General features: G+C 61.8%; 11 protein-coding genes. 5 read left to right on the top strand and 6 right to left on the bottom strand.

The window, feature by feature from the left end; genetic code table 11:
* The first annotated feature begins 116 nt into the window (after positions 1-116).
* Positions 117-1,322: a cobalamin-independent methionine synthase II family protein gene (locus I6I71_RS11030; protein ID WP_201821047.1), complete on the top strand. Its 1,206-nt coding sequence runs from the start codon at positions 117-119 to the stop codon at positions 1,320-1,322.
* 75 nt (positions 1,323-1,397) lie between these two features.
* On the opposite strand, the gene I6I71_RS11025 is transcribed toward I6I71_RS11030, so the two are convergent.
* The 3 genes from I6I71_RS11025 to I6I71_RS11015 form a co-directional block, all read right to left on the bottom strand.
* Positions 1,398-1,865, bottom strand: coding sequence for a hypothetical protein (locus tag I6I71_RS11025; RefSeq protein WP_052203689.1), 468 nt, complete (start codon positions 1,863-1,865; stop codon positions 1,398-1,400).
* A 31-nt stretch (positions 1,866-1,896) separates the two neighbouring features.
* Positions 1,897-2,304, bottom strand: coding sequence for a hypothetical protein (locus I6I71_RS11020; RefSeq protein WP_201821045.1), 408 nt, complete (start codon positions 2,302-2,304; stop codon positions 1,897-1,899).
* 120 nt (positions 2,305-2,424) lie between these two features.
* Complete coding sequence (locus tag I6I71_RS11015) at positions 2,425-4,278, bottom strand: choice-of-anchor I family protein (RefSeq protein WP_201821043.1); 1,854 nt, start codon at positions 4,276-4,278, stop codon at positions 2,425-2,427.
* Positions 4,279-4,392: 114 nt separating this feature from the next.
* On the opposite strand from I6I71_RS11015, the gene ilvA reads away from it, so the two are divergent.
* Positions 4,393-5,667, top strand: coding sequence for a threonine ammonia-lyase IlvA (gene ilvA, locus I6I71_RS11010; RefSeq protein WP_052203695.1), 1,275 nt, complete (start codon positions 4,393-4,395; stop codon positions 5,665-5,667).
* 11 nt (positions 5,668-5,678) lie between these two features.
* Here the strand turns inward: ilvA and treZ are convergent, their stop codons facing one another.
* Positions 5,679-7,400 (bottom strand): malto-oligosyltrehalose trehalohydrolase, encoded by a 1,722-nt coding sequence (gene treZ / locus I6I71_RS11005; protein ID WP_201821041.1) that lies wholly within the window; start codon positions 7,398-7,400, stop codon positions 5,679-5,681.
* Between the two features lie 28 nt (positions 7,401-7,428).
* On the opposite strand from treZ, the gene I6I71_RS11000 reads away from it, so the two are divergent.
* Genes I6I71_RS11000 through I6I71_RS10990 form a run of 3 tightly spaced genes read left to right on the top strand, consistent with a single transcriptional unit; the run spans position 7,429 to position 8,702 of the window.
* Positions 7,429-8,064, top strand: a complete 636-nt coding sequence (locus I6I71_RS11000) for an IMPACT family protein (RefSeq protein ID WP_201821039.1) — start codon at positions 7,429-7,431, stop codon at positions 8,062-8,064.
* Between the two features lie 17 nt (positions 8,065-8,081).
* Positions 8,082-8,315, top strand: a complete 234-nt coding sequence (locus I6I71_RS10995; RefSeq protein ID WP_201821037.1) for a hypothetical protein — start codon at positions 8,082-8,084, stop codon at positions 8,313-8,315.
* Positions 8,316-8,318: 3 nt separating this feature from the next.
* The gene (locus I6I71_RS10990; RefSeq protein WP_052203702.1) at positions 8,319-8,702 is read left to right on the top strand and encodes an RNA-binding S4 domain-containing protein; all 384 of its coding nucleotides are present in this window, start codon (positions 8,319-8,321) and stop codon (positions 8,700-8,702) included.
* A gap of 9 nt (positions 8,703-8,711) precedes the next feature.
* Here I6I71_RS10990 and I6I71_RS10985 read toward each other — a convergent pair whose 3' ends face one another.
* Both I6I71_RS10985 and treY read right to left on the bottom strand, forming a co-directional pair.
* On the bottom strand, positions 8,712-9,722 hold the full coding sequence (locus I6I71_RS10985) for a GTP pyrophosphokinase (protein ID WP_201821020.1): 1,011 nt from the start codon (positions 9,720-9,722) through the stop codon (positions 8,712-8,714).
* A gap of 2 nt (positions 9,723-9,724) precedes the next feature.
* Positions 9,725-12,226, bottom strand: a complete 2,502-nt coding sequence (gene treY, locus I6I71_RS10980; protein ID WP_201821018.1) for a malto-oligosyltrehalose synthase — start codon at positions 12,224-12,226, stop codon at positions 9,725-9,727.
* Positions 12,227-12,238 lie beyond the last annotated feature (12 nt).

Genomic DNA, 12,238 nt, shown 5'->3' with positions numbered 1-12,238 from the left:
AACCTATGCTGACCCGCGCAGTGAAGACATCGTCTGAGGTGGATAAACAAGCGGGCTGGCGTACGCTCTGGTTCAGGTAATTTTAAAAATTCTGAGTACCCGCAAAGGAGCGTTCATTGGCTACTAACAAGATCCGGACAACCCACGTAGGTTCGTTGCCGCGCACGCAGGAACTGCTTGAGGCGAATGCCCGCCGCGCCGAAGGCACCATCGAGGACAATGAGTTCTTTGAGATTCTGCAGACCTCCATTGATCAGGTGGTGCAGAAGCAGGTTGATCTGGGCATCGACATCATCAATGAGGGCGAGTACGGTCACATCACCTCTGGTGCCGTGGACTACGGCGCCTGGTGGAACTACTCGTTCACCCGCCTTGGTGGCCTGACCATGACTGATGAGGACCGTTGGGCGAACCAGGCAATCAAGCGTTCCACCCCGGGTAACATTCAGCTGACCAGTTTCCCGGATCGTCGTGACCGTGCGATGTTCTCGGAAGCATACGAGGATCCGACCTCGGGTATTTTCACTGGCCGTGCAAAGGTGGGCAATCCGAAGTTCACCGGTCCGGTCACCTACATCGGCCAGGACCAAGTTGAGACGGACGTCAAGCTCATGCGCGCCGCCATGGACAAGGCCGGTGCAACGGAGGGCTTCGTTGCAGCTCTGTCGCCGGGGTCTGCGGCACGTCTGACGGATGAGTACTACGGCAATGACGCTGAGCTGGTCCAGGCGTGTGCTGACGCGATGCACCACGAGTACAAGGCGATCACTGACGCTGGTTTTACCGTCCAGTTGGATGCTCCTGACCTGGCTGAGTCTTGGGATCAGATCAACCCGGAGCCGAGCCTGGAGGACTACCTTGCGTGGTTGCGCATCCGTGTGGACGCGATCAACGCTGCACTCAAGGGCCTGCCGAAGGAGCAGACCCGTCTGCACATTTGCTGGGGTTCCTGGCACGGCCCGCACGTGACCGACATTCCGTTCGAGGACATCGTTGATGAGATCCTGCGCGTTGAGGTTGGCGGTTACTCCTTCGAGGGTGCTTCCCCGCGCCACGCTCATGAGTGGCGCGTGTGGCAAAACCGTGAGCTGCAGGAGAACACCCTGATCTACCCGGGTGTGATCTCCCACAGCACGAATGCGGTTGAGCACCCCCGCCTGGTTGCGGACCGTATCATCCAGTTCGCTGAGGTTGTCGGCCCGGAGCGTGTGGTTGCGTCTTCTGACTGCGGCCTGGGCGGCCGTCTGCACCACCAGATCGCTTGGGCCAAGCTCGAGTCCCTGGTTGAGGGTGCGGCCATCGCTTCCAAGGAGCTTTTCTAGGCTTATCGGCGCCTACGTGAAACCAAAAACCACCACCCCCAACACAACGGGGATGGTGGTTTTTTGTGGTTAGTTCTAGTCCTCAGGCACGACGCCAAGGGCGTGGCGTACCTGGGCAAGCAACTCCGGATTGGTGGCTAGTACAAATGTTGCCACCTGGGTCAGAATACCCAGCGAGGTAATAATTGCGCCGATCACGGCGAAGGCTACCTCAGCTTCCTCAGACAGGCTGCTGGCCTCCATCAGACGGGAACTTGCATCCGTCGGCTTCGGCGGCGTAAACGTCACCGTCGTCGGCTCCTCGATGACAGACTCCACCACAGTGGTAACCCCATCCGTGCCAGTCACCGTCGTGGTCGTAGTGACCGGGTACGAGACCGTGGTGGTCGGGGTAGCGGTGGCGGTGGTCGTCGCGGTCACCGTCGACTTCGTCTGGGTACCGGAAGAACCATTGCTCGAGCTGCTCGAAGCGTTAGCGGTAGCCACACCAGTCAGAGCCAGCCCTGCAGCAGTAATAAGTGCGAGCGCGGTACGGGAATTCATCAGCGTGCCTGAAACCCTTCGGAGGAGTTAATTAGAAACCGAACTTCTGCAGACCCAGGCCGAAGTTAGCGTTGAGCAGGTCAATAGCCTTGTCAATGCCCTTCGGGTTAGAGAAGATCACGATCGCAGCGGTCAGGATTGCGGACAGGATGCCCACAACGGAGCCAACAGCGGAACCAGTGGTTACGCCGCTCTTCTTCTTGTTGTTGCCCGGCGTCTGGTCGTCCTTGCCCGGCTGCTCCGGGTTCTCCTTGCCGTTGCCCGGCTGCTCCGGGTTCTCCTTGCCGTTGCCCGGGGTTTCGGCGCCCTCGTTCTCGGTGCCCTCAGCCGGAGCGGTGGTGTTCTCGTCCTTAACCGGAGCGCCCTCGGCAACAGCCGGGGTGATAGCCAGGCCGGTTGCAACAGCGGCAGCAACAAGAGCAGTGGAAATGCGCTTCATAGCAGTTCTCCTCAAAAGAATGGATTGATTGCAATGGGGCATGATTCACAGCCCTCGCAATTCGGACGGGTAGAAATCTATCAGGTTTGGAGCCAAAACACAGCCTCGGCTTACAAATGTCTACCTACCAAGCTGGCCAAGCAGGTTATTCAAACCTGGAAACAGTGCTGCCAAACCGCTAATGACAAAGATTCCACCAATAATCGCGCTCAACGCTACAGCCAGAGCGTTGCCCTTGCTTGAACCCGCCGGCTGTGGGGCAGGGGCAGGGGCTGGATCAGCGTCAGAGGTTGGCAGCAACGAGTCCACCTGGAAGATCGTGGTGGTGCCGGAGACCTCGTTGCCAACAATCAACAGGTTTTCACCGTTGGGGGAGTCCTTCGCAGTTACGAAGGTCAGGCCTTCGGCGCCGAGGTCGCCGACCTTGGAGAGGCCCTGGGCAACCGCCTCGTCACCCTCTAGCTCCTTCATATTGACGGAGAAGTCACGGTTGTTGATGTACGCCTGGTAGCTCGCCTTGGCCGGGTCGGTGACGTCGTAGACCATCACGCCGCCGAGACGCTCAAGGCCGATGAATGCGTAGGTGCGGCCGTTGATCTCACCCAGGGTTACACCCTCCGGCTCCGGGCCTTTGTCATCAGAGCGGGTTTCAAAGGAGGTCTCGGTGTGGTTGGAGTTAAAGTTCTCTGGCAGGATGCGTGCGGTGATCTGCTCGAAGTCGGCGCCGGAGTCGAAGACGCGAGTGCCGTCCGCAGTAAAGATGGAGAAGCCACGGCCACCGAAGTTGTACAGGTCGTCGTAGCAGCCCTTCTCCTCATTCAGGCCAAACGCCGTGGTCATGTTCAGTCGGCCCAGCTGCTCGTCGGACTGCAGTTCTTTGAGCTGTTCGGCGGAAAGGCCCGCGTAGCCCTCGCAGATCGGGGCGATGCCCTTCTTGCCAAAGTTCTTCAGGCGGGCTTCTTCGGAGTAGCCGTCCCAGTCGCGGGCGTCGCCCTCGTTAGCAAGTACCAGGTAGGTCGTGCCGCCAACGTTGTAGGCGGCGATGGCATCCGGCTGCAGAATGGACTTGACCGGCCAGGTGGTGATGTTGATCGTTTTGTCCTTATCGGAGGCGTCGAAAGGCACCTCGCGGCGGTCGATGTAGCCGAGCGGCCAGACGTCCTCAACCTTGGCGGAGGCGATATCTACTACGGCGATGGCGTTGTTCTCCTGCAGCGTGACGTACGCCTTTGCCCCGTCAACCGCGATGTATTCCGGCTCAAGGTTCTGCGCCTCGGTGGTGGACGCGCCTACCTGGCCGAAGATGTGTACGCCCTTGGCGGCCAAGGTGCCCTCAAACGCGCGGAAGTCGGCGGTGCGCACGTCTGCCTGCGTAGCGGCGGCAACACCAGCCGGCAAAGCGATCACGGAGACCGTGACCTCCGGATCCACGGAGTAGTCCTCGGCAGGCTCGCCCTCGTTGGCTACCAGCGCGTAGTCGCCAGCGGGGGTCATGGCCACCATGTCCGGCAGGGCGCCAACGCCGACGCGGCCAAGGACCTCGCCAGGCGTCTCGGCGCCGGCGTCGAAGAAGATCAGCTCACCGGTGTCGGTCTTATTCTCCGGCTCGACGGTGGCTACGGCCAAGCCGTCGGCACGCACGGCTACAGAGTTGATGGTGGTGTTCTCGCCGCCGGAGACCTCACCGATCTTCGTCGGGTTGCTCAGATCAGACGCGTCCAACACGTCGATCTTGCCGCTTGTCGCGTTCACCGTCAGGATGCGCTTGCTAGCTGCGTGGAAGGCAACGATCTCAGCGGCGGACTTATCAAACACGCCCGCACCGTAGGAACCGAGCGTGGACACCTTCACGCCGGAGTTCGGGTCCTGGTCATAGACCGGCTGTTCCACAACAACGGCGTGTGCCGGGGTGATCATGCCGACGCTGAGCGCGGCGGCGGTGGACAAAGCAAGTGCGGTACGAGGGGTAAACATGTGGCAACTTTCTAGGGATAACAGGACAAGACCTACCTAGATGTATCCCGTCCACGTTGCTTACAGGTTGCTTCAATCTGAACATTGAGTGACAAGGGGTTACTATTACCCACCATGACTTCGTTCCAGCCAGTGCACGCAGCGGACATTCAAGCGGCGCAGGCGCGCATCTCATCGGTAATTGAACCGACACCCTTGCAGTACTGCCCACGCCTTTCGGAGCAGTACGGCGCAAACATTTACCTCAAACGTGAGGACTTGCAGGATGTGCGCTCCTATAAGATTCGCGGTGCGTACTACGGCATTTCCCGGTTGAGTGAGCAGGACCGCGCGGCGGGGGTGGTCGCGGCGTCGGCAGGCAACCATGCCCAAGGCGTGGCCTATGCGTGTCGCGCGCTGGGGATCCAGGGCAAGATTTTCGTGCCTAAGCCCACGCCGAAGCAGAAGCGTGACCGCATCCTGGTCCACGGCGGGGACAACATCGAGCTGGTAGTGACCGGTAACACGTTTGATGAGGCAGCCCAGGCCGCGCGTGAGGACGCTGAGGCGCGCGGCGCAACCATGATTGAGCCATTCGACTCGCGCGACACCGTGGTGGGCCAGGGCACGGTGGCTGCGGAGATCCTTGCTCAGCTGACCGGCCAGGGCAGCGAGCTTGACACCATCGTCGTACCTGTTGGTGGCGGCGGTCTTTTGGCAGGAGTGACCTCGTATCTGGCGGATATGTCCCCACGCACCGCAATCGTTGGCGTGGAGCCGCGCGGTGCGGCCTCGCTGCATGCCGCGATGGAGGCGGGGGAGCCAGTCACCTTGGCCGATATTGACCCGTTTGTAGACGGCGCGGCAGTCAAACGCATCGGTGACTTCCCGTACCAGGTCATCGAGGAAAACCAGGGGCGTACCCACCTGATGATCGCGGACGAGGGCGCGGTGTGTACTGAGATGCTCGCCCTGTACCAAAACGAGGGCATCATCGCCGAACCCGCGGGCGCGCTGGCCGTAACTGGCCTGGCAAACCTGAAGATCCAGCCCGGATCCACCGTGGTGTGCATCATCTCCGGTGGCAACAATGACGTGCTGCGCTACGCCGAGGTTATGGAGCGCTCACTGGTGCATCGCGGCCTGCGCCACTACTTCCTGGTGAACTTCCCGCAGGAGCCGGGCCAGCTGCGCTCCTTCCTTACGGACATTCTGGGCCCGGACGATGACATCGTGCTGTTTGAGTACCTGAAGAAGAACAACCGCGAAACCGGCGCCGCGCTCGCCGGTTTGGAGCTGAGCCGCGCAAGTGACTTAGACCCGCTGCTTGAGCGCATGGCAGCATCCCCGATTGAGTGTCGGCGCCTCGAGCCCGGTACCCCGGAGTACGAGTACATCGTCTCCGGCTAGTCTCCGGCTAGTTAGCCCTCAATCAGCGCGAATTCCCACGGGCCCAGCACGGTTTCGCTTGGGCCCACCTGCGGGTTGCTGAAGGAATACACCAATTCGCCGCCCACGGGCACGGTGACTGTGTTGGGGGAGTAGTTGCCTACAAACGCCGTGTTGCCTTCGCGCAGGCACAGCCAGCCGGCCTCATCGTAGGAAACCTCCAGCGTGCGCAGGTCGTCGCGGTTGAACCCGTGGGAGTGGCGCAGGCGGATGAGGGTTCGGTAGGCGTTAAGAAGCTTCTGCTGCTGCTCATCAAACTCCCAGTCCAGCTTGGCGGAGTCGAAGGTCGCCGGATCCGCCGGATCGGGCACGTCCGCCTCGTTCCAGCCTTCGCGAGCGAAATCGTGGCGGCGGCCCTCGCGCGTCAGGCACACCAGCTCCGGGTCAGTGTGCGAGACAAAGAACGGAAACGGCGTGCGCGCACCAAACTCCTCACCCATAAACAGCATGGGGGTAAAGGGGGAGAGCAGCACCGTTGCCGCCCGCAGCATGAGCTGTTCGGGGCTTTCGCTTTGCGACGGCCTATCGCCCCCCGCACGATTACCCACCTGATCATGATTCGTGGTGTAGGTCACCATGCGCCACGGCGCAACATGCGACAGATCCAAGGCACGGCCGTGGGTGCGGCCGCGGTAGGCCGACCACGTGTCGCGGAAGCGGTACGCATTCGCCATGGTCTCTGCCAGCACTTCGATCGTGCCGTAGTCGCAGTAGTAGCCCTGGCGCTCGTCGGCGATCAGGGAGTGGAAGGCGTGGTGCACGTCGTCACACCACTGGGCGGAAAGGCCGTAGCCGCCGCGGGACTCGTCGTTGACAATGCGCGGGTCATTCTGGTCCGTTTCGCCGATGATGGTGCGGGGCACGCCGGTGGCTTCGGCGGTGGCATCTGCAACCTGGCGGATCTCCTCCATAATCGAGTATGCGCGGCGGTCATCGTAGGCTTGGACCGCATCCAGGCGAAGGCCGTCCACGTGGAACTCGTCCAGCCACTGACGCACCGCATCCAGGATGTAGGCGCGCACCTCATCCGATCCAGGGCCGGAAATGTTGACCACATCACCCCAAGCCGTGTGCCCTGCGGTGGTGTAGGGGCCGAAAAGTCCCTTGTAGTTGCCTTCGGGGCCGAAGTGGTTATACACCACGTCCATAATCACGGCGATGCCGCGCGCGTGCGCCGCATCCACCAGGCGCTTGAGCCCCTCCGGGCCGCCGTAGGAATGCTGCACGGCGAACCAATCCACGCCGTCATAGCCCCAGTTGCGCTCCCCGGCAAACGGCTGCACCGGCAACAACTCAATGGCGTTGACGCCAAGGTCAGCCAGGTAATCCAGCTTCCCAATCACGCCATCAAACGTGCCCTCGGGACTAAACGTGCCCACATGTAGCTCGTAGAGCACCTGATCTTTGAGCTCAATGCCGCCCCACGCCGCATCTGTCCAGGCAAAGTCCGTGGTAACGACCTCGGAAGGGCCGTGGACGCCCTCAGGTTGGTAGCGGGTACGAGGGTCGGGCAGTGGTGTGGACCAGGACGTGCCGTCGAAAAGCAAAAAAGCGTATCGCTGGCCGGGGGACGGGACCTCGTCGCAGGTAAACCACCCACCGTCGGTGGCACGCATGTCGTGCTCCGTGCCGTCGATGATGATGCGGGCGCTATGCGCCGCCGGTGCCCAAATGTTGAATCGTGGTGTAGTCACAAAAACCCACCGTACTAGTCTGAGAGCAATGCTCACTTCGTATCAACGCCCCGCCGCTCAGCTTGTCACCCATGGGCTGGAGATTAAACGCTCCCGTTTTATCACCTGGGTGGACCGCGCGACCACCGAAGAAGAGGCGCGCGACTTGATCCACCGTGCCCGCGAGGCGTTCCCTGACGCGAGGCACCACTGCTCAGCATTCATCGTGCACGTGGACGGCGCGCTGCCGATCGAGCGCTCCTCTGATGACGGGGAGCCCTCTGGTACCGCCGGCAAACCCATGCTGGAGGTGCTTAAAGGATCCGACATGCTGGACGTGGCAGCCGTGGTGATCCGCTACTTCGGCGGCATCAAACTTGGCACAGGCGGCCTGGTCAGCGCCTATACCGACGCGGTGAGTGAGGCGCTGGCAAAAACCACACGCGTTACCCGCGCGATGAAAGAACTGGTCACCGTTGACCTGCCGCACGCGGATGCCGGGCGCATCGAAGCGGAGCTGCGCGTGCGCGGCGTGGACGTGATCGGTGTGGAATACGACAGGCTCGCCCGCTACACCCTGGCCTACGAACCAGGTGAGCGCGAGGTGATCGACGCCCACATTGCCGCCCTCACCCAAGGCAACGCCACGACGCGCTCCGGCGGGCACCAATGGGTGGAACGCTAAGAGGTACAATCACCGCCATGACGCTGCAGCCACGACCGAACAACCCCATCGAAGCACGCAAGCAAGCCGTGCGTACCTACTCCCGCAACGCAGTCCTCTGGGCTGGCGGCGGTGTCGCAGGCGGCATTGTGCTTGGCCTCCTTGCCGGAAGCTGGACCGTGCTTGTGCTCGGCTTTGTCATCGCCGTTGTTGGCGGCTACGTGAACTGGAACAAAGTCCAGCAGATTGTTAACACAAAGGATCACTACTAAGCAGTGACTCAGCCTGCAAGCTCCGCCGTGCGTATCGACGTCTGGCTGTGGGCCGTACGCATCTTCAAAACCCGCAGTCAGGCAGCCGAAGCTGTACGCGCCGGGCACGTGAAACTCAACGGGGAGGCGGTGAAAGCCGCAGCACAAGTAGTGCCGGGCGATCACGTGCGCGTGTGGAAAGACCACCGCTACATGGAGTTCGACGTCACCGCCACCGTGCGAAAACGCGTCGGCGCCCCGATTGCGCGCCAATGCTACGTGGACGTGTCCCCGCCGCCACCGCCGATGGATATTTTTGCCTCCATGCCGAAGCGCGACCGTGGCGCGGGGAGGCCAACCAAGAAGGAACGCCGCGAAACCGACAGGCTGCTTGGCCGTGGCCGCTAACTGTGGCCGCTAGCTGCGCAGCTTGGCCAGACGCCGGGTCAGTCGTAGTTTGCGCTCCCGCGGGCGGTTGCCAGCATCCCACGTGAGCTCGATGTGCTCGGTGCCGAAGCGGTTGAGCAACACGTCATCCACAATGCGCACCTGGCCCGGGGTAAACGGGCTTTTGATGGAGTGCAAGACCGCCTCAACGTCAGCGGGGTTGAGCAGCTCCGCCAGCTGGTCAGCACGCTCAATACCGTGGGTGCGCAGGAGTTCATTGAGGAAGCGGTACGTGTTGGCGCGCGAGAGCGGGTACTGCGGGCCCAGGTAGATCGTGAGAATTCCGGGCAGGGTTTCCGGGGTCAGCTCCGCGGTTGTGTCGGATGCATCTGCCGGTGTTGTTTGCTCCTGGTTGCCGGAGATGCTGGCGATCTGGTCAAACTGCTGATCAGCCAGCTCAATAAGCCCCGCAGCAAGGGTAAAGGCGCGGTCCACCTGTGGATCCGTGCGTGCCTCCGCCGCGCGCTTGTAGCGAATGTCATGCTCAAACTCCGCCCAAGCGTGCTGCAGCACGGTGCGGATCTGAACCTCAAAGACGGTGCCGATGTAATCCTCAAGGCCTTCCGAGGCTTCCGTAACGCGCACCTGCAGGTGGTGGGAACCGTAGCCGAAGCCGCCAGAGACGCGCGTTTCCTCCGCCTTGTTTACACTGCGTAGGACCTCAAACTGGTCGGCCAACAGGCGCTGCACAGCCGGGATCTCAGTTGAGTGCAGCACAGTTACGCGCGCACCGATGATGTCTTTGATGTCATTCCACGGATCCGGGTAGACAAACTCGCCCTTGTCGTTTTTCTTGCGGGCTTTTTCCTTGAGCGACGGCCACGTTTTCACTCGCACGTCTACCCTGTCAAAGGTGATGCCGGCATCAGACATGAGCTCATGCAGCGCGTCGCGAAAGTGGGTGGCAATCTCCGGGTTGGCCTTGACCCACTCCGCGTATGTGGAGCCGAGCCGGGCAATGGTGTTGTCTTGTTTAGGCACGGCTATACACGTCCCGTCTGGGTGAGCTGGGAAGAGACCAGCAGGGCAGTAGGCAAGACTTCAAACAGGTCTGCAACGTCCGTGCAGCCCGTATAGACCTTGCCGGTGAAACGATCCGTCCACTCGCCTTCGGGCAGTCGAACCGTGGTATTACCCCAGCCGCCGCGAGCCTCAAGGCCAAGTGGGGTGCGGGTGGCAAGGGCGATGACACTTGGGCCAGCGGCGTCCCCACGCGCAAGGCCGATCAGGCAATCGTGGGCCTCACCGACTGCAAAAACTGCCTGGTGGTCACCTGCCGTAAACAGCGCCGGGTACTCCAGTCGCAGGTGCAGGCCTTCGGTGGTGGTGAGCAATTTCGCGCGGTCGGCACCTTCGGGGCTGGTCACATCACCGATAAACGCTGCTGCATCAAAGTCATCGTCTGCGCGGGCTTCGCGGTAGCTAGCCAGTATGTGCGCCCGTTCGCTGTAATCCACAAACCGCCTGTTATCCGGATCAACCAGGGAGTAGTCGAAGAGCTCCTGGCCCTGGTACGTATCGGCAACGCCGGCGCCAGCCAACTGCAGCGCCTTGCGTCCAAGCGAGACCACCACACCACCGCGGTGGAGATCGCGAGCAACGCGTGCGATGTCTGCAGTCGCAGGACCATCAATCAGCGCATCGATCCAGGCGACGATGGCGCTCTCATAATCATCCTCACGATCCAGCCAGGTGGTGTTGACCCCGGCTTCACGTACCGCCTTCAGCGCGTACTCGTGCAGGCGCAAACGCAACGCGTCGGAGAAGTTGCCGTCTGCCGGCCACAGGCCCAACACGTTCTGCAGCAGGAAATGACCGGTGAACGTATCCGGCGGGGGCACCAGCGCAAACACGCTTCGGGTGAGCTCGCCAAAGGCTGCGTCAACCTCGGAAATCTCCAGCATGCGGGCGCGGGTGTCCTCGCTGCGTTTGGTGTCGTGCGTGGTCAGCGAGGTCATCGCCTTCGGCCACAAGTGGGCGCGCTCCTGCTGCAGCAGGTGAAACTCCGCCGCGCTCACCCCGAAGCGGCCTGGCGCGCCGCCGACCTCTTGGAGGGCTACAAGGCGGCTTGCGCGGTAGTACAAGGTGTCTTCCACGCCCTTGGCCATCACGGCGCCGCTGACTTGGGCGAAGCGGGTTTCTGCCTCACCTCTGGCCAGCATGGCGGCAGAGATCAAGTTCAGTGCGTCCACGCGGTCAGGCTGGGCTACAGCCATCTCTGCGATCACGGTGGACAGGATGCGCGACAAGGAGCGGTAGTCCGCGCGGTAGACCGGAATGGCGGACATCAGTTCCACCACGGTGTCTATGAGGTCCTCGTCGCTGACGTCATTGCCGGCGGTGGAGAAGTTGTCGCGGCGGATCGCGCGCGCCAGCCTGCGCACCTCTGCGGCCAGCTCGTAGGTTGCCACGCGGCGCTTGAGCTGTGGCTCCGCGGCGTGCAGGGCTGCCTCGTCCCAGGTAGAGCCGGTGTGCTGCATGGCCAAGACGGAAAGTGCGTCCTCGGCGGACTGGTTCACAAACACGCCGTCGAGCTCACGCATGGCGTCATAACCCGTGGTGCCGTCCACCTGCAGACGGGGATCTAGCGGTTCGGTGACCTCCAGGATTTTCTCCACCACCAGCCAGCGGTCCGGGCCGATCAAATCACGCAGGCGGGTGAGGTAATCAAAGGGATCTGCAAGACCATCCGGGTGGTCCACGCGCACGCCGTCGATGAGGTCTTCCGCGATCAGCTGGCGAAGTAAACGGTGCGTTCGCTCAAAGACCAGCGGGTCCTCCTGGCGCACACCCGCCAGGCCGTTGACGGAAAAGAAGCGGCGGTACGAGATCACGCCGTCGCGCCAGTACATGAGTTTGTAGGGTTGGCGCTGGTAGACGTCCAACACATCGTCGTCAAGCGAAGCAAAGCTCCCTGGCATAACGGGGAAGTAGGAGTCGAAGTACTTCAGCACCACCTCGCCATCGGGCGCGGCACCTTCGGGAAACGCCTCGGCGGACAGGTGGACCAGCTCAAGCTTGTCCTCATCGCCCTCCTTGGCCAGAACCGGCATGCCCATCTTGCCGCCGGCGCCGTTGTCCTCATGCCAATCAATGTCGAAGTAGCACTCAAACTCAGAATCCCGGCCGTGCTTCAGCACATCCCAGAACCACCGGTTCATCCTCGGGTTTTCCACACCCAGGTGGTTCGGCACGATGTCCAGGATCAGGCCAAGGCCGCTCTCGTGGGCGACGCGAGCTAACTCACGTAACCCCTCAATGCCACCGAGCTCCGGGTTGATCGTGGTGGGGTCAACCACGTCATAGTTGTGATTGGAGTCGGGCACCGCGGTGAAAATGGGGGACAGGTAGAGGTGCGACACTCCAAGGTCACGAAGATATGGCACCTCACGGGCGGCTTCGGCAAAACCAAACGCCCTGCCATCCGGGTCCGCATGGGGACCACGAAGCTGCAAACGGTACGTAGAAGTAATAGGCCGGTGCATGCAGACAACCCT

Source organism: Corynebacterium riegelii, from assembly GCF_016728505.1.
GTDB classification, from domain to species: Bacteria; Actinomycetota; Actinomycetes; order Mycobacteriales; family Mycobacteriaceae; genus Corynebacterium; species Corynebacterium riegelii.
This window is presented reverse-complemented; position numbering and strand designations above follow the sequence as displayed.